Here is a 24859-nt window from a genome sequence, read left to right on the forward strand (position 1 = left end):
AATTATTGTAAATACCAATTTTGTCTTGTTTAGATAATTTAGCCATAAATAAAAACCTCGAAATTCTTGTCCGAATTTCGGGGTTCATATCAAAATCTCAGCCCTTTTTTAATATCGCTATTTATTGCAAGTGATAGAAATGATTTTACGACTCTTATCTACTGTAATATCGTAGATTGTATCTTCATGAATTAAGCGTTTAATTACAAATTCAACTTCATCTTGCTTAATTGCTCGTTTGTGATTTTCCATGACAATTTCAATTTTGTCGGAAGTTTCACTGTAAACGACGCTTGTGTCTCCCAATGAATAAACTTTAACGTACTGACTGTTAGTTGATGCAAGCTGTCTTTCAACCAAGTCCCGGTAAGTATTTGTGACATCAATCAAATGCATATAGTTCACGCCCTTTATTAAATCTTCTTTTCCATTTTAGTATACCCCTTTTTTCCTAACTTAAAAAACAATAAATAAAAGAAAAAAGTCTCACTTTTGATTTGGTGAGACTTTTTCTAGTTGAAATGATTATTTTTCGCTAATTTGAATCTTGTCGTCGATTGCGTCAGCTAATAAGTCTTTAGCTTCTGGATGATCAAGTTTGTAGTCAGCTACATTATCTTCGATTTCTTCTTGGATTGTTCTACGCAATGGACGAGCGCCCATTGAAGGATCATATCCTTTATCAACTAATAAATCTTTAGCTTTATCAGTAACTTCGATATGAAGGTCCTGGTCTTGAACCATTTCGTTAGTATTAGCAAGCATTAAATCAACGATCTTGAGTAAGTCTGCTTTTTCAAGTGAATTAAATTCAACAATATCGTCAAGACGGTTCAAAAATTCAGGCTTAAAGTATTGACCCATAACTTTCTTGAACTGTTCTTCGTGACTATTTTCAGCTGCAAATCCAACGCTTGTTTCTTTGATGCCTTGTCCAGCGTTAGAAGTCATGATAATGATTGTATCCTTAAATGATACTGTGCGTCCTTGAGAGTCAGTTAAACGACCATCGTCAAGAATTTGTAAGAAGAGGTGTAAAACATCTGGGTGAGCTTTTTCAATTTCGTCAAACAAAATTAAGCTGTATGGGTTGTGACGAACTCTCTCAGTTAATTGACCAGCTTCTTCGTAGCCAACGTAACCAGGAGCTGAACCAATTAATTTTGAAACTGAGTATTGTTCCATGTATTCACTCATATCAAAGCGAATCATTGCATCTTCGGTACCAAAGATTTGCTTAGCTAGTTGCTTTGCAAGTTCAGTCTTACCAACACCAGTTGGACCGACAAAGAGGAATGAGCCAATTGGACGACCAGATTTGTTAAATCCAACGCGGTTTCTTCTAATAGCGCGAGCTACAGTTTCAACAGCCTTAGTTTGACCAATGACATTATCTTTAAGATCGCTAGATAGATTCTTTAATTGAGTTTCTTCCTGTTTTTGAAGATCGCCGACAGGGATATTAGTTTTTTCTTCTACAATCTTGTCCATGATCTTAGAAGTAATCTTTGGCGTCTTGTCAGGATCTACTTTTTGATCTTTAAGCTTATCGTATTTTTCTATTTGGTCGCGGTAGTAAGCTGCTTTTTCATAGTCTTCATTTTGAAGGGCATCTTGCTTTAATTTTTCTGCAGCCTCGACGCGTTCTTTTAGCTTTTCGCTGTCAACGTAAGGAATGGTTAAGTTCATACGTGAGCCAGCTTCATCAAGCAAGTCGATTGCCTTATCTGGCAAGAAGCGATCTTGGATATATCGTGAAGAAAGCTTAACTGCGCTTTCGATAGCATCATCAGTATAGGTAACGTGGTGGTACGCTTCGTAGCGCTTTTTAATACCTTGTAAAATTTGAATAGTTTCTTGAATGGAAGGCTCTTTTACTTCAACTGGTTGAAAACGTCTAGCTAAAGCAGAATCTTTTTCAATATTGCGGTATTCCTTAATAGTAGTTGCACCAATTAATTGTAATTCTCCACGAGCTAACGCTGGTTTAATGATGTTTCCAGCGTCCATACCACCTTCAGCATTGCCAGCACCGACGATTTCATGAATTTCATCGATGAAGAGAATGATATTAGGATCTTTTTCTAGTTCTTTAATTAATTGCTGCATTCTTTGTTCAAATTGACCACGAATTCCGGTACCTTGCACTAAAGAAACCATATTTAAAGAGATGATCTTTTTGTTTTGCAATTTTGCTGGAACGGAGCCGTCGACAATTTGTTGTGCTAAGCCTTCAGCAACAGCAGTTTTACCAACACCGGCTTCACCAATTAAAACTGGGTTATTCTTAGTTCTTCTATTTAAGATTTCGATTACGCGGGCAATTTCTTTATCACGACCAATTACGGGATCGATCTTGCCTTTTTTAGCTAAATCAGTTAAGTCTGTACCATATTGATCAAGTAAAGATTGACGATTGCCTCCCCCCATGCGTCCGCCACCCATTTGCATTCTTGGGTCTTGACTATTAGGGTTTTGGTTTTTATTTTGATTATTTAATGCATTAAATAATTCGTCAAAATCTCCAAAAAATTCGTTATTCATATTGTTGTTAGTTCCTTGTTCATTTTTTAGTTGTTGATAGCATTGTTGACATAAAGATATTTCACGGTTTTGTCCATTTACGTTAGTATATAAGTGAATGGAGGCAGGCCGCTGATGACAATTTTGACATAACACTGTTATTTGCCGCCTTTCATCAATATTATCCAATTCAATATAAATTGTATTGTTAGCACTCATACTAGTCAAGTGCTAATTTGTATCTATCATACTAGCTTTACTTACTTAATGCAAGTAAATTGCAAATTAAAAAATAATTTTTCGTGCTAAAATATGAGAGTATAGATTTTTGCATAAATATAGGTAAAAAGGAAAATAAAATGGTGCAAGATAATAAATACGAAGAAATTTTGAATCAATTAGCTGAAGGAAAATTGGAAGAATATAAAGTTGAAGCAAAAAATGCTTTTGCTTTTCAAGCCGCTTTAAGAAATTACGGAAAAAGACAAGATATTACGGGGGTGGCACAAAGAGGGGGAGCTATTGTTTATAAACCCGTAAAAAATGAAAATTAGTCATTTATTTTAATGAAAACCATTACATGCATGTTGTTTTCACTTTAAAAACATGATAATCTAGTAAGCGAATGGGTTTTAACTCCCGATTATTTTTGATTTTAAAGGAGATCCTAAAAATGGAAAAACGCGAATTTCATATTATTGCAGAAACTGGTATTCATGCACGTCCAGCTACTTTGTTAGTTCAAACTGCATCTAAGTTTAACTCAGATATTAACTTGGAATACAATGGTAAGTCAGTTAACTTGAAGTCAATCATGGGCGTTATGTCTTTAGGTGTTGGCCAAGGTGCTGATGTAACTATTACTGCAGACGGCGACGATGCTAAAGAAGCTATCGATGCAATTGCAGACACTATGAAAAAGGAAGGCTTAGCTGAATAATGACGAAAACTTTACAAGGTATTGCAGCCAGTGATGGTATTGCCGTTGCACCAGCTTATTTGCTAGTGGAACCTGACCTTTCGTTTTCGAAAACTTCAGTAAGCGACGTTGATAGCGAAGTTGCCCGTTTTAAAAAGGTAGTTAGTGAATCAACTGCAGAACTTGAAAAAGTTCGCGATAAAGCTAAAGAAACATTAGGTGAGGATGAAGCTCAAGTCTTCGATGCTCACCTTTTATTCTTAAGTGACCCAGAGTTTACTGGTGCAATCGAAAATGAAATTAAAAATCAGAAGATTAATGCAGAAGCTGCATTAGATGAAACCGCTCAAAAATTTATCGCAATTTTTGAAGGCATGACTGATAATGCATACATGCAAGAAAGAGCAGCCGATGTACGTGACGTTTCTAAGCGTATCATGGCACACTTATTAGGTGTTTCTCTTCCTGATCCTGCATCCATTGATCATGAAGTTGTTGTGATTGCTCACGACTTAACTCCAAGTGATACTGCTCAATTAAATAAGAAGTACGTAAAAGGCTTTATTACTGATATTGGTGGTAGAACTGCTCACTCAGCAATTATGGCTCGTTCACTTGAAATTCCTGCCGTAGTTGGTACTAATACCATTACTAAAGATGTTAAGAATGGTCAAATGGTTATTGCTGACGGTTTAGACGGTGTCGCAATTATTGATCCAACTGAAGATCAAGTAAAGCAATACACTGAAAAAGGCGAAGCATTTGCTAAGCAAAAGGCTGAATGGAAGAAATTGAAGGATGAACCATCAGTTACTGCTAATGGCAAGCACTATACTATTGCTGCCAACATCGGTACTCCTGACGATATGAAGGGTGTACTTGAAAATGGTGCTGAAGCAGTTGGTTTGTACAGAACTGAATTCTTGTACATGGATTCATCTGATTTTCCAAGTGAGGAAGACCAATTCGAAGCTTACAAGAAAGTTATTGAAGGTATGAACGGTAAGCAAGTTATCATTAGAACTTGTGATATCGGTGGTGACAAGCACTTAGATTACTGGGATTTACCAGAAGAAATGAACCCATTTTTAGGTGTTCGTGCTATTCGTTTGTCAATGCAATACAAAGATATCTTCAGAACTCAATTGAGAGCTTTACTTCGTGCTTCTGCTTACGGTAGTTTAGGTATCATGTTCCCAATGATTGGTACTTTAGATGAATTACGTGAAGCTAAGAAGATTTTGAAGGAAGAAAAAGATAAGCTTGTTGCTGATGGCGTTAAAGTTGGTGATAACTTACAAGTTGGTATGATGATCGAAGTTCCTGCAGCAGCAGTTCTTGCTGATCAATTCGCTAAAGAAGTTGATTTCTTCTCAATCGGAACCAATGACTTGATCCAATATACTATGGCTGCTGACCGTGGTAACGATAATGTTTCTTACCTTTATCAACCATACAACCCATCAGTATTGCGCTTGATTAAGCACACTATTGATGGTGCTCATGAAAATGGCATTTGGTGTGGTATGTGTGGTGAAGCTGCCGGTGATAACATCATGTTCCCAATTTTACTTTCAATGGGTCTTGATGAATACTCAATGAGCGCAACTTCAATCTTACGTATTAGAAGCTTGATGAAGCAAATTAATACTGAAGATATTAAAGAATTAGCTAACAAGGCTTGCTACGTTTCTGAAACTTATGAAGAAAATGAAAAGTTAGTTGAAGAAACTATGAAGAAACTTGGTATTAATTACTAAAATATAACTATGAGAGAAAAGTATATTTTTATATACTTTTCTTTTTTTATTCCTATTTTTAATAAGTCTTAAAAAAGCAGAGCGTATCTTCATATATTGTTCACGCTTTCGTGTTACAGTATACATGTAAGGTTGATAAGTTGATATTATTATAAGTTATTTCAAAGATTGAATGACTTAGCTATTTATATATTTTTAATTCAAATTATATATAGCTTATTGTAGTCTTTACTACACAAAGGAGTGTAGATTAATGGTAAATTTATATACATCACCTAGCTGTACCTCATGCCGTAAAGCAAAGGCCTGGTTAAAGGATCATGATATTCCTTTCAAGGAAAGAAATATTTTTGCTAAGCCGTTATCAAAAGAAGAAATTATGCAAATTTTGCGAATGACTGAAAACGGCACTGAAGAAATAATTTCTACGCGCTCACGCACTTTTAAGAGTTTAAAAATTAATTTAGACGACTTGTCAATCGATAAGTTGGTTGAATTAATTGAAAAGAATCCAAGTCTTTTGCGTCGTCCAATCATTATGGATGATCGTCGTCTTCAAGTTGGTTACAACGAAGATGAAATTAGAAGATTCTTACCTAGAAGAGTCAGACGCTTAGAACTTGAAGAAGCTCAAGCAATGATTAGCTTCTAATTTGTAAATTTACGTTAAAAGCGGTAGCTTATTGGCTATCGCTTTTATTTGTTGGAAAAAATAGGTTACAATAGAGTCAATGATAATTATTAGAGGTGAGTAGAGTGCAAGTACATAGAATTAGTAAAAATACAATTCAAGTTAATATGGATACCGCTGAATTGAAGGAAAGAGGCATTACTATGCTGGATTTACTCGGCAATAAGAGTCAAATCCAAAATTTCTTTTATCAAATTTTAAGTGAAGTGGATACTGATCATACTTTTGCAAAAGATGATCCTGTAACTTTCCAAGTCATGCCAAGCAGTAGCGGCCTAGAGCTCTTAATCACTAAGGTAACCGATAAAAATGATGATGAGGATGATCCAGCTAATAACCAGTTGAAACAGCTCTTAGAAGGTTTAACTGGCATTGGAGATCGTGATCCAGCAGCTAGAAAAACTGAAATTGCTGAACAAAATGCCAATCCTAACCACCGCGTTTATGAAATTAATAATATTGACGCAGTAGTTGGTGTAGCCGATGGCTTGAAAGTGCAAGGATTAGCATCAAGTTTGTACACTTATAGACATCACTATTATTTAGATTTAGCATTTTTAGATGATAACTATATTGAAATGAAACCTAGCGATGCTTGGGCAATTGCTAATGAATTTGGCGCATCTTGCCCACTTAAAAAGTTCGATAAGATAAAACCCCAAGCTAAAAGGCTAATTACTCAAGATGCATTAGGTAATTTAAGAAGATATTTTGCAAAAGCATAAAAAGGCGAATAAAATTCGCCTTTTTTTGTGTAATAAATAGTGGGTGCCAAAATTGTATGCAGCATTATTGAGGCAAAATTTAGTATTGGCAGTTAGTGAAGCTAATTTAGTTTTTCAAAGACAGAAAAGATTAAACGAAGAAACTTATCGCTGTCCGTCTTGTAATAAAAGGGTGATGCTGGTAATTTCGCAGCAAAAAATGCCATTTTTTAAACATATTCATCTAATTACTGGTCAAGGGGAAAAACAAGAGCATCAGCAAAGCAAGAATCTATTATGTAGCGCATTAGTAGCTAACGGGTTTCCAGCACAAGTTGAAATCCCGCTTGCTGATCAGCAATTAAGAGCAGATATTTTGGTGAATTCCAAACTAGCATTTGAAATCCAATGTGCGCCTTTAAGCGATGAAGAATATAATCATCGACATAATTTATACGAGCAAATTAAAATTAAGGACATTTGGTTAGTAGGAAAGCGTCATTATTTAAAGGGAAAACTAAAGAAAACGCAGAAAATCTATTTTCGTTATTCAAAAAAATGGCACTGGTATTATTTGGAAATTGATCCGCAAAACTTAGAAATTAGGTTAAAGTATGATGTAAAGTTAGAAGCAATGACGTCCAAAGTGGCATATTTGCAAAAAAATTTTACCTTGGATGAGAATGGTATTCGTAACTTTTTTGCATTTGAGCCTATTTTTGCAATCAAAAATCAATTTTGCGACTATCAAAAACAATACAAATATTTATTAAAGCAGATCAAAGAAAGAACAAAATTTGGCTTACAGGTTGCGCAGCTTTTATATAAAGCAAATAAAACAATTGATGATTTACCAGTTGAATTATTTGTTACTTATCGCGATCCTTTACAAGAGCCTGCAATTATCAAATTTCTGCAAAAATAAAGACGCCATTTGGCGTCTTTTTTTAAATTAAATGTAGATTGTTAGTACCGTACTTCTTCTCACGAGCAGGAGTGTTTAAAGCTACGCTAACTTCTTCTTCATTGACTTTGCCTTCAATTATAAAATTATTATCTACTTCATCGTAGTTATAGATAAAGGTGGTTGGAGTAGTTTCAACTTTGAATTGTTTAGCTAGCTGCAAATCCTTGTTCATCGAAAAAAGCGTGTATTTCATTTGTCTTGTTTTATCAAAACTTTCTTTATTAACGTTTAATTCATTGAGAATCTGATCGATTAACTGCTTGGAATATTGACGATGATTATCATTAATTTCCGATTGCAATTTCAAGAGAAACTTTCGAGCTAATTTATTCCCTTTCATTAGCTTGACAGTGTGATAATTCTTAATTGCATTAAAGGTATTACGACTAATTCGATTAAATAAATCAAGATCGCAAGTTGGTAACTTACGGGCCTTAATATCATTACGGATTGTAGTCATATTTGCCATCGGAATAAAATGATAGTCGACTTTTTTCTTAGAATCATCGATTGCATTGATGATAGCTTGTTCACTTTCGTAGCAGTTAATGCCAATCGGATTCACAAAGAAGAAGATCTCATACATCTTATTTCCTCCCATGTAAGTCCAAGATAAATCCATACATACTTTATCAGATACGATCAAAATTGTTAAATAATTTGCTTACTTAGAATGAGTGAATGCTCTTTCAACTTTGTTTTGATTTGTATTTTCTGGAGTGGATTTAAAATTAAATTGCTTTTGCAATTCACCTAAAACTTTTTTGATTAAACTGGGATCATCATTTTCAATTTCGAGTTCAAAATCACAAAAGCCATCTTCATATTCAGTTAAATCTAATGTCAAATCACACTTATCTGGACCATCGGCCATAATGCGGCGAGTTTTACTCCAGGTTCTTAATTCTAAAGTATTAACAATTTCTTTATCAAAATGCTTGTTTAAATAATTACCAACATCGCCACCAAAAGTGAAGTGTTCTTTGTCTTGAGCTGCATGCACCATTTGTTCAGCTTGAGCTAGCGGTAAAAGATCGTTGATTTCAACTACTTCATGGTATTTATTTTGTTTAGGATCTTTTTCTTTAGCCTTTAAAGTCTGCTCCGCATGTTCAACGTAAACGCGAATACGGACACTAGAATAGTTATTTGCTAGATCTAGGTTAGGGGTATCGAAATAAAAGTTTTGTTGAATATACTCTGATTTTTTAGCAAATGCAGCCACCATTTTTTCATATGTGTCTTGCGTAATTAAGGTTTTGGATTCAATTTCTATATTTTTTGTCATAATTTACCCTCCAATTGTTTTTGACCTCTATCTATATGTTAGAATAATTTTGTTTGAAACGGAAAGGATATTACTGATGCAAGATTGGGATTTATTTCTTTGGCCCTATCAAGAAGCGGTTTCTGAGCTAAAAATAAAATTTCGCTCACTACGTCAGAGCTTTTTGAATAAAGGCGAGCATTCACCGATAGAATTTGTAGTTGGCCGAGTAAAGACAGTTGATTCGATTAAAGAAAAAATGAAACGTCGAGTAATATCGCAAGATGTCATTGAAACTGACATGCAAGATATTGCTGGCATTCGGATTATGTGTCAATTCGTAGACGATATTTATCGGGTAGTTGATTTGATTCACCAGCGTCAAGATATGCAAGTCATAGAAGAAAGAGACTATATTCAAAATGCTAAGCCATCAGGATATCGTTCTTATCATATGGTGATTGAATATTCAGTCTTTTTGCCAGAAGGACCGAAAAAAATTATTGCTGAGATTCAAATTAGAACATTAGCAATGAATTTCTGGGCTACTGTTGAACATACTTTAAATTATAAATATAAGGGCGAGTATCCTGAAGATATTTCTCAACGCTTAAAATCAACTGCTGAAGCTGCTTATAAGCTTGATGAAGAAATGTCCGCAATTAAGGATGAAGTACAAGAAGCTCAAAAAATTTTTACTAGAACTAAAGGAAAAGAACAGTAATGAAAGTCGCAATTGTAAGTAATGAATGCATAGAAACGCAAGCGGTAGTTAGAAATTTAGAAAAATTATTAGCTAGTCGCAAAATAGAAATCGATCCAGAAAATCCTGATGTTGTCTTGACTGTCGGCGGCGACGGTACTTTAATTTCAGCTTTTCATAAATACCAAAACTTAATTGATCAAATTCGTTTTATCGGCATTCACACCGGTCACTTAGGTTTTTACACAGATTGGCGTAATTTTGAAATTGGAAAGTTAGTTGATAGTTTAACCAAAAAACAACCATCCAGTGCGTCATATCCACTCCTAGAATTAGTGATTACGACAGGCAATGATGAAAAAAAGAAGCTGCTTGCTTTAAACGAAGCCACTATCAAAAAAGTTTCTAAAACTTTAAAAGCTGATGTTTATATTCGCGATCAATTTTTTGAAAGCTTTAAAGGCGATGGCTTGTGTGTTTCTACTCCGACAGGTTCGACGGCTTATAGTAAGTCTTTAGGTGGTGCAGTAATTCATCCACGTTTAAAGGCTTTGCAAATGACAGAAATTGCCTCAATTAATAACCGCGTCTTTAGAACTCTGTCTTCGCCAATTGTAATTGCACCTGATGAATGGATCACTATCAGACCAGAAACGGGCAATGACGATCACTATGTAGTGACTTATGATGGATATGAGTTTAACCATAAGCATATTAAAAAGATTGAATATCGTATTTCACAACATGTGATTAGATTTGATAAGTATCAACATACTCATTTTTGGAATCGAGTAGAAGATGCCTTTATTGGACATGATCGGAAGGTATAATGCAATATTTTAAAATGATTTTTGAAAATGAAACACCCCAGCAATTGGGGCGTTTTTTATTAAAAAACGGTTTCTCGCATCGAGCAATAATCAATAGTCGTCATCACGGCGGGATGATGCTAGTCAATCATAAAAGACGCTATAGTAAATATTTGCTGAAAAAAGGCGACGAAATAATTTTTATTTTAGGTAATGAGAAAAAGAATGAATTTTTGAAACCAACAAATTTACCTGTAAATATTATCAAAGAAACTAAAGACTATTTGATTGTAAATAAACCTGCTGGCGTATTGTCGATTCCTTCAAGATATGAAGATGATACTGCGATTGTAAACCGCTTGCTGCATTATTTTAAAAAGCAGCATCTAACTACTAAGCCGCATGTAATTACGCGCTTAGATAAAGATACATCAGGTTTAGTTTTAGTTGGAAAAAATGCAGTAGCACATGATCGCTTTAGCAGGTTAGATAAGGATGAATTAGTTAAAAAATATCATGCGATAGTACATGGTAATTTTTCAGCCGCTGAGTTAAGCGGCCAGATTGATAAAGCCATTGGTAAAAAAGATAATACAGTTAAACGATATATTGTTGCAGATGGTCAAAAAGCAGTAACAGATTATCAGGTGTTAGACCAAGTTAAGGGAGCCAGCTTAGTAGAATTGCGCTTATTAACTGGAAGGACTCATCAAATTAGGGTGCACATGCAAGCAATTGGTCATCCCTTATTTGGTGATCCTTTGTATGGCATAAAAGATGATTTTAAGAGGCAAGCATTAAATTGTTTTTTGTTGAAATATCAGGATCCATTTTCTCAGGAAAATATAAAAATAGAAATTTCTGAACCTCAAGATATGCAAAAGCTATGGCAACAGCTTAAAAATAACTCATAAGTAATTGTTTAATAATATTTATATAGTAATTAATTGACATTTGAAAGCGGTTTACATACAATAAGTATGAGTTTTATTTCTATCTTAATATAGAAAAGAGGAGTCTTTAATGTATTATTCAAATGGTAATTATGAGGCTTTTGCAGATACTCGCAAACCAGCAGGTGTTGATAAAAAATCAGCTTATATTATCGGTAGTGGTCTGGCTGGCTTAGCTGCGGCAGTATTTCTAATTAGGGATGCCAAAATGAAAGGCGATAGGATCCATATTTTAGAAGAATTGTCAGTGGCTGGTGGCTCTTTAGATGGAACAGATCGTCCAAATGCCGGCTTTGTTGTTCGTGGCGGTCGTGAAATGGAGAATCACTTTGAATGTCTGTGGGATATGTACCGCTCAATTCCAAGTCTAGAAGTTCCCGGAGCTTCTTATCTTGACGAATATTATTGGTTAGATAAAGATGATCCTAATTCATCGAATTGTCGTTTGATTCATAACCGCGGCGATCGTCTGCCAAGCGATGGAAAATATCAATTAGACAAGCATGCTAGCGAAATTGTTAAGTTGATTTTGACGCCAGAAAGCGAAATTCAAGGTAAGACGATTGAAGAATGGTTCTCACCAGAATTCTTTGAAACTAACTTTTGGACTTACTGGTCAACAATGTTTGCCTTTGAAAAATGGCATTCACTTGCTGAAATGCGCAGATACTGTATGAGATTTATCCACCACATTGATGGCTTGCCTGATTTTACCGCGTTGAAATTTAATAAGTATAATCAATATGAGTCAATGGTTAAACCAGTTTTGAAGTACTTAAAAGATCATGGCGTGCACATTGATTATGGTGTTCATGTTCAAAACGTAATCGTTGATACTACTAATGATGAAAAGGTTGCTAAGAAGATCTTGATTGAAAAAGATGGTAAAGCTAGTGAAATCAACCTAACTAGCAACGACATTGTCTTTGTCACGAATGGTTCAATCACGGAAAGTTCAACTTATGGCGATCAAAATACGCCAGCTCCAGTTACCCATGAAAAAGGTAGTTCTTGGAAACTATGGGAAAACTTAGCCAAGCAAGATCCAGCTTTTGGTCATCCAGAAGTATTTAGCGAAAACTTGCCTGAGAGATCATGGTTTGTTTCTGCAACAACTACTTTGAAAGACAAAACTTTAGCGCCTTATTTTGAACGTTTGACTAAGCGCTCTTTATATGATGGCAAAGTTAATACTGGTGGCATTATCACAATTACTGACTCTAATTGGGGCTTGAGTTTTACAATTCACAGACAACCTCACTTTAAGTCGCAAAAACCTGATGAAACGGTTATTTGGATTTATGCTTTATATTCAGATACTAAGGGTAATTATGTTCACAAGAAGGTAACTGAATGTAGCGGTCAAGAAATTGCTGAAGAATTGCTTTATCACTTGGGTGTACCTGACAGTGAAATTGAGCGTTTATCATCATCGAAATATATGACCACAGTGCCAGTTTATATGCCATATATTACGAGCTACTTTATGCCACGTCATGACGGCGATCGTCCGGCTGTAGTTCCAGAAGGATCAAAGAATTTGGCATTTATCGGAAACTTCGCAGAAAGTCCAACACGTGATACTGTTTTTACAACGGAATACTCAGTAAGAACTGCTATGGAAGCTGTTTACACTTTATTGAACGTTGATCGTGGAGTACCTGAAGTCTTTGATTCTGTATATGATATTCGTCAATTGCTTAGAGCAATGTATTATATGTCAGATAAAAAGAAGTTAGAAGATCAAGATGTCGCTCTTCCAGAAAAACTTGCCATTAAAGCAGGGATGAAGAAGATCAAGGGAACGTGGCTTGAAGAATTGCTTGAAGAAGCAAATTTAATTTAGGATAATTTTTGTAACAATTTATTTGGACGGATGAAAAAAGACCTGTCGCTTGTGCGACAGGCCTTTTTGTTAAACTCGATGATATAAATTTAATAAATTCTTTCTTAAAATTGGATCGTGAGCATATAGATATGTCCCATGAACTCCGCGTTTAAATAAAACATTTAAAGCATTCATGACCATCTGAACTTTCAATTTTTTAGTTTTGACGGGATCAGTTAGGTCCTGTCTTTTCTTAAACATTTCGATATCGGTAATTTTATCTAAGTCAACTTCAATTCTTGATGAATTAGGTCGTTGGAAAATGGGCGGTCCGATTATAATTCCTGCATAATTTAAGTCAAAACCTTGGCAAGTATAAATAGATCCGACTTCATCAATTGTTTCAGAAATTTCCGCCCATGGCGTAGCCGTGTAATTATACTGGTCCCATGGCATTTTGAAGTCACCTTCGCAAATATAATGCTTACCGCCATCTAGAGTAGATGGATATCCGGAAGTTGAAAGAATCCGCGATAATCCAAACTGCTTATTTTTTTCAACAATTTTTTGACGCATTTGTTCTGCATCCTCGAAGACTTGAAAATCATAATCTTGACAGCAATCTGCAGGAATTGGTTTTAATTGCATTTTATCAGTGAAACTATCAAACCAATCAATTAAATCAAGTGGGGCCTTCATTCTGAATTGTTCATGCAGATGGACAATCTGATAGTTATATTTTTGAATTATTGCTTTTAAACTTTCATTAGTCCATAGAGTCTTCATTTTTAAAACTTGGTGAGGATCGAAAACTAAAATTACAATTTTGCTGCGATTAATAATTTCTTGAAGCTGATTTTGATAATAAAAATTATTATAGTGGTCTGGCTTGGATAATAATAAATGTGCTTCGTCAATTACGACGATATCAGCTTTTTGCTTAGTTTTATCAAGAGTATTAATAAAAGACGTGGGACGCTGGTAATTCTTTTTTAGCAATTCTTGATAGTCGCCTGCAATTTGTTTATAAACTTTTAGAAGTTCAGGGTGATTAACTAAAAAGTAATTTTTGGTTTGGTACAAGTTACTATCTTTTTGCTTGCTTAATAATTGAATTTTATCAAAAAGTGCAGATAAAACTACGCTTTTTCCAGTTCCTGCATCGCCATAAATGGCAAAGACGCTGGGAGATTCTTTGTTTAGATTGTCATTGCAAAAATTGATAATTTTGTTTAATAAATTTTGCTGATTTTCAGTGAGTTGTTTTTTTGGTGATAATTTGTTTGTTGCTTGATTTGTCATTGTTGAAAACTCCTTGTTTAAAAATTTTTTTGCAAAGCTAGAATCATTCTAAATCCACTACTAACTTTTAAAACTTTTCGATTATTTGATAAACTATAACTTAGTTTTGAATTGGAAAGGGATTATTATGGTATATAAAGCTGCAATTTTTGATATGGATGGAACAATCTTAGATACTTCGCAAGATTTAACCCATTCTTTAAATCATATTATGAAACAAGCTGGCCATCGTCATGATTATACTGTCAGCGATATTCATAACTTTTTTGGTAGTGGCGTGCAAGTTGCAATAAAGCGTGCGTTGGCATATGAATATGGCGCAAGCGTTGAAAGTTTAGTTGCTGTTGGAACTGACCAAGAAGTTTTACCAAGCAAAGTTACTGATGACGAAGTTGAACGTTTATTGGGCTTATTTAAACCATATTATGAAAAACATTCAAACATAAAAACAGGTCCCTTTGCTGGAATTTTACAAATGTCTAAGCAGCTGCATCAAAAAGGCCTTAAGCTAGCTGTGGTTTCTAACAAACCAAATGAAGCTGTTCAAATTTTAGTTCAGCAGCATTTTGATGGTTATTTTGATTTTGTCTTAGGTCAAGCTGATCAGATTCGTCGTAAGCCTTATCCTGATATGGTAAATAAATGCGTTGAAGAATTAAATGTTAAACCTGAAGATTGCGTTTATATCGGTGATTCAGAAATTGATCTGCAAACAGCGGCTAATGCCAAGATGGACGAGATCGCGGTAACTTGGGGATTTAGAAATAGTGAGTTTTTGAAAAAGTTTGGCGCAACTATCTTGGTTAATAATGCTCAAGAATTAGAAAATGAAATTTTAAAATAAGCAGAGATAAGACCTTTTGTAAGTAAGTTGCAAAAGGCCTTTTTTGAAAAATAAAAGTCATGAAAGTTTATTCATGACTCAAAAATTATAAAAATTATTTCTCGGTAAATAAGACTCTAGTTGCTTCAGGAACTAAAATATTTTTTTGAATTGGAGTTAAAGTTCCATCTTTAGAATTTCTACGGTATAAAGTAGCGTTATTAGTATTTTGATTTGCGGCAACGAGATAAGTTTGAGAGGGATCCCAGTTGAAATCTCTAGGGAAAGACCCAAATACTGAAATTCTTTGAACTAAATCTAGATGTCCATCAGCTAAAACTCTGAAGACAGCAATTGAATCGTTACCACGGTTGGTGACGTAGATAAATTTACCGTCTTTAGAAATTAAAATAGCTGCGGCACCATTGTGTTCTTTAAAGTCTTCAGGAATAGTCTTATAAGTAGCGATGCTTTCGAATTCCCAGGTGTCTTCATTAAGTTTAGCTACGTTTACTTGGCTTGAAAGTTCACCAACAATAAACATTAATTTACCATCAGGAGAAAAGGTAATGTGACGTGTTCCAAAGCCTTTTTCCATTTGATATTGGGCTAAGTGAACTAATTGATCATCTTTTAAATCGTAAAAATCAACACTATCTGTTCCTAAATCACAAGTAACTAAATGTCCAGCTGGTGTTTGGTCAAAGTAGTGGATATGAGCTGAATCTTGTTCGGGACGCGGACCTTTGCCAGTATGTTTTGTGCTAGCTATAAATTTAATATTTCCTTGATCGTCGTAGCTAAAAACGTTAGCAGTTCCTAAATGGTAGTTAGCGGTGTAAAGTAATTGCTTTTTAGTATTGATTCCTACATAGCAAGGTGCAGCGCCAGGGTGAAGGTAAGTACTTACCTCAGTGTATTTGCCCGCATTTTTATGAAATGAAGCAATCCCAGCGTTTTCTGAATCTGGTTGATCAATAGAAAATAATAAGTCTCTATCCTGATCTACTTGGAAATATGTTGGACGCTGAATTTCAATAATATTTTGAACATTTGTGACTTCAGGAGTTTGTGAATTTAAATCAATTTCGCCTTGATAAATGCCTTTAGAATCGTGACTAGTATAGCCACCAAATAAAATTTTCATAAAAGAACCTCCCTATTTCTAATCGATTAAAGTATAGCATAAATACTTACTTAAAATAATTTACATAAGATCATGTATTCGCCTGTCTTTAATGATAAAATCTACTTTAAGGAGAATTTATCATGAAATGGAAAGCAAAAATTTTAGAAGTAGGCAAGCAAGCTATTGATCCACGCGAAAATATTATCATTATGTTTGGCAACAACGCCACTGACGAATTAATGAATGTTTCAGTTATTCAAGAATTTGATAAGGATAATTCTTTAGATAATTTCATTTTTGAAAAAGGCGACCAAGTTAAAATTAATGATCATTTGTATAAGGCGCTGGGTGCAGGTAGGTTAGTTGCAGACGATATGAAAGAAATGGGACATGTTACTTTAGTTTTTATTGATCAAGTTCCAGAGCAGCTAATGAAAAATGCCATATACCTGCAAAAATCTGATGAAGAAACAATTCCTAATTTTAAAGTAAATGATGAAATTGAATATATTCATGGAGAAGAGCTGAACTAATGGAGAATAAGAAAAATAGACTAAACCGCTATCATGACAACATTTTTGTAAGATGGTTTTTAGATAATCGTTTTAGTATTGTTTTGCTAAACCTCTTACTTTTCTTTTTGATAATTTTCGTTTTTAATAAAATTTCCTTTGTTTTAAATCCATTTTGGACATTTTTTAATGCGATTTTGCCGCCAATTTTAGTGGCAGCAATTCAATATTACTTAATGAATCCAGTGGTTGATTTTTTAGAGCGAAAATTTAAAGTGCCACGTTTAGTGACAATTATTGTTTTGTTTATTTTGGTTTTAGGATTACTTATCTGGATTATTAATTCACTAGTGCCAGTTGTTCAAAAACAAACAGAATCATTGATTAAGAATTGGCCTGATTATTGGCGCGATGCTCAACGCTCATTTGATCATATGCTGCACGATCCACGTTTAAGCAGCGTAAGAGGCAATATTAATGATGCTGTAGCTGATGCTCAGTCTAAAATCTTCAAAAACAGTCAAGATAGTATTAATTTGGCAATTAATAATCTTTCTTCAGCTGTTAGTGTTGTAACTATGATCTTTATGACCTTACTTACGGCACCATTTGTTTTGTTTTTCATGTTAAAAGACGGACACAAGTTGACGCCTTACTTAGCAAAATTTGCACCAACTAGATTGCAACCAAGTTTTTCTAGCTTGCTACACGACATAAATGGTGCTGTTTCTGCATATATTAGGGGCCAGATTACAGTTGCCTTTTGGGTGGGCGTAATGTTTGCTATCGGTTATTCAGTAATTGGCTTAAATTATGGTTTGACTTTAGCTGTTTTAGCAGGATTTTTGAACTTGATTCCTTATTTTGGAACCTTTATCTCAATGATTCCGGTAGTAATTTTAGCCATTATGAATTCGCCATTTATGCTTTTCAAAGTTGCAATAGTATTTGCGATTGAACAGACTATTGAGGGCCGTGTAGTTTCTCCTTTAGTTATGGGTAATAAGATGAATATGAATCCAGTAACAACAATCTTGCTTTTGATTGGTGCAAGTGCAATTTCTGGATTGTGGGGCGTTATTTTTGCAATTCCAGTTTATGCAATTATTAAAATTATTGTTACCAGATTATTCAATTATTATCGAACTATTTCTGATTTGTATGAAGAAGATGAAAATAAACCTGATAATGATGATAAAAAGCTAAGTAAAGAGTAAAATTGTATTAGACAAATAAACGTGGTACTTGACCTCAGGGGTACTACGTTTTTTTACAAGGAGTTTATTTTATGACTAACCATGTAGTATTATTTGAACCTTTAATGCCAGCTAATACTGGAAATATTGCTAGAACATGTGCAGGAACTAACACGGTTTTAGATTTGATTGAGCCATTAGGTTTTCAAATTGATAATAAGAAAATGAAGCGTGCTGGATTAGATTATTGGGATAAAGTTGATATTAGAATGCATGATGATTTAAATGCATTTTTAGATACGCTTGGTCCAAATGATGAAATGTATTTAATTTCTAAGTTTTCTTCCAAAAATTATGCCCAGGTGGATTATACTGATCCTAATAAAAATTATTACTTTGTTTTTGGTAAAGAAACCACTGGTCTGCCAGAGACCTTTATGAGAGAATATTATGACCGTAATTTACGTATTCCAATGTCGGATAATATTCGCTGCTACAATTTATCTAATTCAGTTGCGATGGTTTTGTTAGAAGCTTTGCGTCAGCAAGGTTTTCCTAATATGGAAACTAGCCATCATTATGAAAATGATAAATTAAAAGATAACTATAACCGTCCGGGACGTTACGAAAGAAATTTAGGAGAAGAATAATTATGGATTTTAAGAAAATGACCCCAATCATTGTTAGAAATTTTCACTATGATATTAATGAAGAACCAAAGGTGAAAAGCGAAGTTAATGTTTCTATTCGCCAAGTAGTGCAAAATGATGATCAAGGCAATGAAATGCCAGAAAGTAAAGAAGGCAGATACTTTGAAATTGGCGTACCTTTTGAAGTAGCACCTGCACCAGGGATGTTTACTGTTTCTGGACTTATTACTCAAGTTGTGCAATTAATGGGATATTTCGGCGAAGGAAAAGATTTAAGTTCTGCTGATTATCAATTATTGTCACGTCCTTTAGTTGAAGAAATTGAAACTTTAACTTATGAAGTTACTCAGATCACTTTAGATCAACCAGTTAACTTGAACTTCAAGTCTAATTTTGATGAATTGTTGAAAAATGATGATCAAAGTAAGGACGAAGATTAGGAAGGTCTTGTAATGCCTAAAAGAAAAAAACGAAGCAAAAAAAGAAAGACTACAAAAAAACAAAAACAAGATATGTCCTGGGTAATAACAGGGCTTATTTTGCTTTTGCTGGCAATTTTTTCCTGCTTACGTTTTGGAATTTTTAGTAGACAATTGATTAATTGTTTCCGCTTTATAGTGGGAGACAGTCATTATTTAGCTTCTCTATTAACCGGAATTTTTGGCTTAGTAATGATTATTTATAATCAACCTCCACATTTAGGAATAAAAAAGACGACTGGTTTGATTCTGAGCTATTGCGGGCTAGCTTTATGGCAAAGCAGCACATATTTTTCTGACATGATGATCAATCATGGCTTTATTGATAGCTTTTTGACAACGATCAGTGCTGAATTTAGCCGCGGACAAAATACAAATGCTATCGGTGGCGGAATTATTGGGACTAGTTTATATCAGATTACCTTCCCAATTTTTAGTAATATCGGAACACGTTTTTTAGCAATTATTGCAATCATTATTGGTTTAGCAATGATTGTAAACATTAAATTTAAAGATGTAGTCGAAAAATTTCAAAAGTTTTCTCAGCTATTTATTGAGAAAAATAAAGATGCTGGTGATGCTTTAAAGACTAAATATACAGATTTAGTAGAAAAGCACACCCAAAAAGTGGCTTCGAATCGTGAAAAATTAACTGATCCCTTAAGTCGTAACGAAGATCCGTTTCCTAATACAGATGACTTTAATGCTTCAAATGCTAAAACGCAGCCTGATAATCAAACAGAGTTTTCAAATGCAACGCCAACTGAAGATGATGACCAAGCGCAATATAGTGCAATTCCAATTCAAGAAAGTGCGCCTGTTGCTGACGATAGTTTAACTACCGAATCAACTAATCAGATCTCAAATGTTGAAGTTACTCATTCTAAAACAAGCGATGATTTGCCAAAATCACACTCATTTACTGAAGATGACAATAAGATTCGTCAAGAGCTTTCTGGCGTAGATCATGGTGATTTTGATACTAAAGTTGCTAATAGTACTAAAAATGAGCATTATGTAAAACCTCCAATGAGTTTATTAGCTCCAATTAAGTCCGTGGATCAAAGTCAAGATAGGCAGTTGATTCAGAAAAATACGCAAGTTTTAGAGTCAACTTTTAACAGTTTCGGTGTAAAAGTAAATGTTAAAAAAGCTGTTTTAGGACCAACTGTTACTCGCTATGAAGTCCAGCCAGCAGTCGGCGTTAAAGTCAGCCGAATTGTTAATTTGGCAGATGATTTGGCTTTAGCCTTAGCTGCTAAAGATATTCGTATCGAAGCCCCAATTCCGGGTAAGCCTTTAATTGGTATTGAAGTGCCAAATAAGACAACTTCGGCAGTTTCTTTTAAGGATGTAATGCTGCATCAAGATAATAAATCTAAGCATGAAGATCTTGCAGTTCCATTGGGTAAAGATGTAACTGGAACCACAATTTCAGCAGATTTAAGAAAGATGCCTCACTTGTTGATTGCCGGTTCTACTGGTTCAGGAAAGTCTGTGGCAATCAACACAATTATTACTTCGATTCTTATGAAATCAGATCCGCAAGAAGTTAAGCTGGTATTAATTGATCCGAAGATGGTTGAGCTTTCTGTTTATAATGGCGTGCCTCATTTGTTAATTCCAGTAGTTACTGATGCTAAATTGGCAGCTAACGCTTTGCGCAAGACTGTTAAAGAAATGGAGCGGCGCTATAAATTATTTGCTGCTTCTGGTGTAAGAAATATTACCGAGTTTAATCAAAAAGTTGCTGAAAATAATGCTGATAAATCTAAACCGGTAATGGAAAAATTACCATATGTCGTTGTCATTGTTGACGAGTTGAGCGACCTGATGATGGTGGCCGGCCATGATGTAGAAGATGCAATTGTTCGTTTGGCGCAAATGGCTAGAGCGGCAGGAATTCATATGATTTTGGCAACTCAAAGACCTAGTGTAGACGTTATTACTGGTTTAATTAAGGCTAATGTGCCTTCTAGAATTTCATTTGCAGTCTCCAGCGGTGTCGATTCAAGAACAATCTTAGATCAAGTAGGTGCTGAAAAACTACTGGGTCGTGGAGATATGCTCTTTTTACCGATTGGAGCTGCTAAGCCTGAACGTATTCAAGGTGCTTATATTTCAGTTGATGAAGTTGAAAAGATAGTTTCATGGGTAAAAGACCAGCAAGAAGCTGAATACAATGAAGATATGATTCCTTCAGCCAAAGATACGACTGCTACTGACTCAGCCAGCGATGAACCAGAGGATGAGTTTTATAATGAAGCTGTTTCTTTGGTTAGGAAGCAACAATCAGCTAGTGTTTCAATGCTGCAAAGACGTTTTAGAATTGGTTATAATAGAGCTGCGAGAATCGTTGATGAAATGGAAGCAAAAGGAATTGTAGGACCTTCTGAAGGCTCTAAACCAAGACAAGTATTGGTTCCTCCAGAAAAACAAGGAGATAACAATGGCTAATATTCAAATTGAGCACAACTTAAAATTTACAACAGCCACATTTGGCTGTTTTTTACGTATGCCTTTAAATAAGAAAAATCTAGCTCTTGCTAATTTATTAGCGACTATGCAAAATATGGCAAGTACTTATTATCCTGGTGTGAGTGTTCAGGCAAAAGCACTAGAAGAGCTTTATGATATGCATTTAACGGTAATACCAGAAGTATTTGGTAGTCAGATATTAATGTTTTATGTGACTAACTTTGTTGAACCGCGAGAAATTTTAGATCCTGATTATAATTATCGCGTGATTGTGAGAACTTATTTTGAGATTGTCAACAATCCTATTTTGAATGAGCAATTGCTGCATGCAGCTAAAGAAAGATTGACAGCAGAAAAAAGCCAATTTTTTGATATTCCAGAAAATTATGCTTATGAACAATTTTTTAATTATTGGTATCGTAAAACACCTCAATGGCAAGAAAGTACCTTTGGAGATCCTGATGTTTTAGAAAATTGTAGCGTAGACAATATTACTGCCTTTTTTAATAATCTATCAAATTGTCCAACGGTATGTTTAGGCCTAGCGCAAGATCCAGATTTGTTAACTGACTTAATTCAACCAGAATTAAATTGGGCAGGCTGTGCAATGCCATTTGAAACGCAAAATCTTACTATTCCGGCTCATTATGCTCCAATTGATGAAGTGAAAATGAGAAATAGTGAGCAGACACAATTATTATTGGGCTATGGTTATGATTATGAATTGCCACTAAAAATTCGCCAATTTTCTGGCTTAGTATTTGGTAATTATTTGGCAGGCGATGAATCTTCAAAATTATTTGTTAATATTCGTGAAAAACTTGGTGCAGCTTATGCCGTCGATGCAAGCAATTATTTAAATAATTCATTATTTTTAATTAGTACCGGAATTGAAAAGTCCAAACTTGATCAAGTTAAAGCTGAAATAGAGAATCAAATCAATAAAGTTGCACAAAATGAAGTAGACGAGCAGCTTTTTAAAAAGGCTAAACAAAAGACCAAGAAAATTTATGTTGTAGGCCAAGATAGTTTAGATCGCCAAATGCTTTTGCTTTTATCTGATGCCTTAAAGGGCAAAAACGTGAGCTTACAAGAACGCATTAAAATGGTTGATAAAGTGACGCTAACTGATATGGTGAAGTTTAGTCAGGCACTCTTTTTAAATGAAAGTTACTGTTTAAAATGAAAAAAATAGAAGTAGTTAAGAAGAAGTATAAATCCGGCTTTCAAGCTCAAATAATAAAAAAGCCTTATTTTAAAAAGAAGTTTATGGGAATTATTGTGGACTTTGGTGGTGCAGATAGCCAAAAGCTAGCTGGAGGAGCCCACTTTTTAGAGCATAAGCTATTTGCTAAAGAGTCAGGAGATATTTCGATAGGATTTGACCAATTGGGATGTGAAAGCAATGCTTTTACTGCATATAATGAAACTATGTTTTATGCAAGTTTTGTTGATCACTGGTCAAAAGTGCTGGATTTGTTATTTGAATTAGTGGGTACAACGCATTTTACTAAAGAAAACGTAGATAAAGAAAAACAAATTATTAGTCAAGAGCTTGCTATGTATCAAGATGATCCAGAATGGAAAGTAAATCATTCTTTGCTAAGTAGAATGTTTCCTAAGACTAATTTAGCCCATGATTTAACAGGTACTCTTGATTCAATTAAAAAGATGGATAGTAAGACTTTGCTTGATATCTATAAAAATCACTACTATGCTCAAAATTTATCTTTTGTAGCATGTGGCGATTTTAGCGATTATCAAATTAAAAGCATGTTTACTCAAATCAATAAATTGCAGCAAAAATTTTTTAAATCTAAAAAGAACTTAAAAAAGACAAGTAAAACTTCTATCCCAAGTAAAATAAAGCATGAAGAAATAAAAGGCGATGTTTCAATTGGTCAAGTAGGTATTGGGTTACGTTTGTCTGCTTTTGCTGAATTTGGCTTGTCTGATTTAGAAGCTGAAATTTTACTTGAAATGATGCTAGTAATTTGCTTTAGTCCAAGTAGCAGTTGGTTTGAACAGGAACAAAAAGCTGATATCTTACATTCGCCTTTGTCGACTAATGTGACATATACTAGACAGGGTAATTTTATTATTATCACTGGAGTTTCTAATCAAGCAGATGATTTGTTAAGAGATATTCAAGAAAATTTCCAAAATTTGGATATAACAGAAAAAGAGTTTGAAAGGCAAAAGAAATTATTTTTAGCCAAATATTTGCGTCAGTTAAATGAAATTGATAGTGTTGCAATTGAACAGGCGGAATTAAATTTAGATCATGAATCAATGGACCAGGTCTTTCAATTTTTGCAAACTTTAAGTTTTACTGAATTTTACCGATTTGTTGAACGTATTATCCATAAAAGTGATATATTTACAGCAACCTTAAATAAATAAGCAAAAGAGAGAATCTATGAAACGAGCATTAATTTTTGGATCAACAGGTGGTATTGGTCAAGCAATTGCTAAGCAATTAGCTGCTGATGGTTGGTCGCTATATTTGCATTATGATCATAATGAATCGGCAGCTCAAAAACTGCAAAAAAAGTTTAGTCAGAAGTTTCCAAAACAAGATTTCTTTACTTTGAAACTATCTTTTTTGGATTCAATGAAGGATATTAAAGATATTTTAGCGACTATTTTTCCAGTTAATGCATTAATTTTTGCTCAAGGAATTACTGATTATAATTTTTTGAAAGATCAAGATTTTGCAACCATTGATAAAATTATGCAAGTCAATTTAGTAGTTCCAATTAAAATTGTATCTTTTTTAGAAAATATGCTACTAAAGTATGACCATAGTCGCATAATATTTTTGGGTTCTGTTTATGGTAAACAAGCTAGTGCACTTGAATCAGTTTATAGTGCATCTAAAGGTGGCTTAAGTGCATTTAGTAAGGGATATGCTAGAGAAGTAGCATCAAGTCATTTAACAGTGAATGTACTCGCTCCAGGTGCAGTTGACACGCCAATGAACAATATTTTTGATCAAGATACTCTTGATGAAGTAAAAAGTGAAATTCCAGCAGGTAGATTAGCTCAAGGTAGTGACGTAGCTTATTGGGTTAAGACGCTTTTGTCTGAAAAGGCAGATTATTTAACAGGCCAAACGATTTATATTGATGGTGGTTGGCTTGTTTAAGTACCATGGATTTTGGTA

The 24859-nt window shown here is 34.4% G+C and carries 25 protein-coding genes; 19 read left to right on the forward strand and 6 right to left on the reverse strand.

All coding sequences use genetic code 11. The annotated features are described in order from the left end of the window. Positions 1 to 117: 117 nt before the first annotated feature. Together BN55_RS04020 and BN55_RS04025 are read right to left on the reverse strand one after the other, a co-directional pair. Positions 118 to 396 (reverse strand): DUF1827 family protein, encoded by a 279-nt coding sequence (locus tag BN55_RS04020; RefSeq protein WP_008470547.1) that lies wholly within the window; start codon positions 394 to 396, stop codon positions 118 to 120. Positions 397 to 525: 129 nt separating this feature from the next. Continuing rightward, on the reverse strand, positions 526 to 2679 hold the full coding sequence (locus tag BN55_RS04025) for an ATP-dependent Clp protease ATP-binding subunit (RefSeq protein ID WP_008470548.1): 2154 nt from the start codon (positions 2677 to 2679) through the stop codon (positions 526 to 528). A 203-nt stretch (positions 2680 to 2882) separates the two neighbouring features. On the opposite strand from BN55_RS04025, the gene BN55_RS04030 reads away from it, so the two are divergent. The 6 genes from BN55_RS04030 to BN55_RS04055 all read left to right on the forward strand — a co-directional run bounded on the left by BN55_RS04030 (position 2883) and on the right by BN55_RS04055 (position 7522). Next, positions 2883 to 3077: a hypothetical protein gene (locus BN55_RS04030; RefSeq protein WP_008470549.1), complete on the forward strand. Its 195-nt coding sequence runs from the start codon at positions 2883 to 2885 to the stop codon at positions 3075 to 3077. A gap of 119 nt (positions 3078 to 3196) precedes the next feature. After that, positions 3197 to 3463: a phosphocarrier protein HPr gene (locus BN55_RS04035; protein ID WP_008470550.1), complete on the forward strand. Its 267-nt coding sequence runs from the start codon at positions 3197 to 3199 to the stop codon at positions 3461 to 3463. Further along, complete coding sequence (gene ptsP / locus BN55_RS04040) at positions 3463 to 5202, forward strand: phosphoenolpyruvate--protein phosphotransferase (protein ID WP_008470551.1); 1740 nt, start codon at positions 3463 to 3465, stop codon at positions 5200 to 5202. Before BN55_RS04035 ends, ptsP begins: the two co-directional genes overlap by 1 nt. Before the next feature lie 253 nt (positions 5203 to 5455). Continuing rightward, positions 5456 to 5854 (forward strand): transcriptional regulator Spx, encoded by a 399-nt coding sequence (gene spx / locus BN55_RS04045; RefSeq protein ID WP_008470552.1) that lies wholly within the window; start codon positions 5456 to 5458, stop codon positions 5852 to 5854. A 104-nt stretch (positions 5855 to 5958) separates the two neighbouring features. After that, the gene (locus BN55_RS04050) at positions 5959 to 6618 is read left to right on the forward strand and encodes an adaptor protein MecA (RefSeq protein ID WP_008470555.1); all 660 of its coding nucleotides are present in this window, start codon (positions 5959 to 5961) and stop codon (positions 6616 to 6618) included. Between the two features lie 52 nt (positions 6619 to 6670). Continuing rightward, entirely contained in the window at positions 6671 to 7522 is an 852-nt protein-coding gene (locus BN55_RS04055) for a competence protein CoiA (RefSeq protein ID WP_008470556.1), read from the forward strand. Between the two features lie 22 nt (positions 7523 to 7544). Here the strand turns inward: BN55_RS04055 and BN55_RS04060 are convergent, their stop codons facing one another. Then, the gene (locus BN55_RS04060) at positions 7545 to 8150 is read right to left on the reverse strand and encodes a DsbA family protein (protein ID WP_008470557.1); all 606 of its coding nucleotides are present in this window, start codon (positions 8148 to 8150) and stop codon (positions 7545 to 7547) included. A gap of 78 nt (positions 8151 to 8228) precedes the next feature. After that, positions 8229 to 8852: a CYTH domain-containing protein gene (locus BN55_RS04065; RefSeq protein WP_008470560.1), complete on the reverse strand. Its 624-nt coding sequence runs from the start codon at positions 8850 to 8852 to the stop codon at positions 8229 to 8231. Positions 8853 to 8928: 76 nt separating this feature from the next. On the opposite strand from BN55_RS04065, the gene yjbM reads away from it, so the two are divergent. The 4 genes from yjbM (at position 8929) to BN55_RS04085 (ending at position 13142) form a co-directional block, all read left to right on the forward strand. After that, positions 8929 to 9555 carry a GTP diphosphokinase gene (gene yjbM, locus BN55_RS04070; RefSeq protein WP_008470561.1) on the forward strand — a complete coding sequence of 209 codons (627 nt, stop codon included), beginning with the start codon at positions 8929 to 8931 and terminating at the stop codon, positions 9553 to 9555. Further along, positions 9555 to 10364 carry an NAD kinase gene (locus tag BN55_RS04075; protein WP_008470562.1) on the forward strand — a complete coding sequence of 270 codons (810 nt, stop codon included), beginning with the start codon at positions 9555 to 9557 and terminating at the stop codon, positions 10362 to 10364. Before yjbM ends, BN55_RS04075 begins: the two co-directional genes overlap by 1 nt. Next, positions 10364 to 11257: an RluA family pseudouridine synthase gene (locus tag BN55_RS04080; RefSeq protein WP_008470563.1), complete on the forward strand. Its 894-nt coding sequence runs from the start codon at positions 10364 to 10366 to the stop codon at positions 11255 to 11257. The genes BN55_RS04075 and BN55_RS04080 overlap by 1 nt, the downstream gene beginning before the upstream one ends. 109 nt (positions 11258 to 11366) lie before the next feature. Next, entirely contained in the window at positions 11367 to 13142 is a 1776-nt protein-coding gene (locus tag BN55_RS04085) for an oleate hydratase (RefSeq protein ID WP_008470564.1), read from the forward strand. Between the two features lie 69 nt (positions 13143 to 13211). On the opposite strand, the gene BN55_RS04090 is transcribed toward BN55_RS04085, so the two are convergent. Continuing rightward, positions 13212 to 14426 (reverse strand): DUF2075 domain-containing protein, encoded by a 1215-nt coding sequence (locus tag BN55_RS04090; protein WP_008470566.1) that lies wholly within the window; start codon positions 14424 to 14426, stop codon positions 13212 to 13214. Positions 14427 to 14553: 127 nt separating this feature from the next. On the opposite strand from BN55_RS04090, the gene BN55_RS04095 reads away from it, so the two are divergent. Beyond that, positions 14554 to 15270, forward strand: coding sequence for an HAD family hydrolase (locus tag BN55_RS04095; RefSeq protein ID WP_008470569.1), 717 nt, complete (start codon positions 14554 to 14556; stop codon positions 15268 to 15270). 94 nt (positions 15271 to 15364) lie between these two features. Here the strand turns inward: BN55_RS04095 and BN55_RS04100 are convergent, their stop codons facing one another. After that, on the reverse strand, positions 15365 to 16396 hold the full coding sequence (locus BN55_RS04100; protein WP_008470570.1) for a lactonase family protein: 1032 nt from the start codon (positions 16394 to 16396) through the stop codon (positions 15365 to 15367). Positions 16397 to 16518: 122 nt separating this feature from the next. On the opposite strand from BN55_RS04100, the gene BN55_RS04105 reads away from it, so the two are divergent. From BN55_RS04105 to ymfI, 8 genes are all read left to right on the forward strand, one after another. Then, positions 16519 to 16911: a PTS glucitol/sorbitol transporter subunit IIA gene (locus tag BN55_RS04105; RefSeq protein ID WP_008470571.1), complete on the forward strand. Its 393-nt coding sequence runs from the start codon at positions 16519 to 16521 to the stop codon at positions 16909 to 16911. Next, the gene (locus BN55_RS04110) at positions 16911 to 18107 is read left to right on the forward strand and encodes an AI-2E family transporter (protein ID WP_008470572.1); all 1197 of its coding nucleotides are present in this window, start codon (positions 16911 to 16913) and stop codon (positions 18105 to 18107) included. Before BN55_RS04105 ends, BN55_RS04110 begins: the two co-directional genes overlap by 1 nt. A 71-nt stretch (positions 18108 to 18178) precedes the next feature. Beyond that, positions 18179 to 18736 carry a tRNA (cytidine(34)-2'-O)-methyltransferase gene (locus tag BN55_RS04115; protein WP_008470574.1) on the forward strand — a complete coding sequence of 186 codons (558 nt, stop codon included), beginning with the start codon at positions 18179 to 18181 and terminating at the stop codon, positions 18734 to 18736. A 2-nt stretch (positions 18737 to 18738) separates the two neighbouring features. Further along, positions 18739 to 19176: a DUF1149 family protein gene (locus BN55_RS04120; RefSeq protein ID WP_008470576.1), complete on the forward strand. Its 438-nt coding sequence runs from the start codon at positions 18739 to 18741 to the stop codon at positions 19174 to 19176. Positions 19177 to 19188: 12 nt separating this feature from the next. Then, complete coding sequence (locus BN55_RS04125) at positions 19189 to 21672, forward strand: DNA translocase FtsK (protein ID WP_008470578.1); 2484 nt, start codon at positions 19189 to 19191, stop codon at positions 21670 to 21672. After that, on the forward strand, positions 21665 to 22879 hold the full coding sequence (locus tag BN55_RS04130) for a M16 family metallopeptidase (RefSeq protein WP_008470579.1): 1215 nt from the start codon (positions 21665 to 21667) through the stop codon (positions 22877 to 22879). The genes BN55_RS04125 and BN55_RS04130 overlap by 8 nt, the downstream gene beginning before the upstream one ends. Beyond that, positions 22876 to 24096, forward strand: a complete 1221-nt coding sequence (locus BN55_RS04135; protein ID WP_008470580.1) for a M16 family metallopeptidase — start codon at positions 22876 to 22878, stop codon at positions 24094 to 24096. The genes BN55_RS04130 and BN55_RS04135 overlap by 4 nt, the downstream gene beginning before the upstream one ends. Before the next feature lie 16 nt (positions 24097 to 24112). Then, entirely contained in the window at positions 24113 to 24841 is a 729-nt protein-coding gene (gene ymfI, locus BN55_RS04140) for an elongation factor P 5-aminopentanone reductase (protein ID WP_008470581.1), read from the forward strand. The last annotated feature ends 18 nt before the right edge of the window (positions 24842 to 24859 follow it).

This window comes from Lactobacillus hominis DSM 23910 = CRBIP 24.179, assembly GCF_000296835.1.
Taxonomy (GTDB): domain Bacteria; phylum Bacillota; class Bacilli; order Lactobacillales; family Lactobacillaceae; genus Lactobacillus; species Lactobacillus hominis.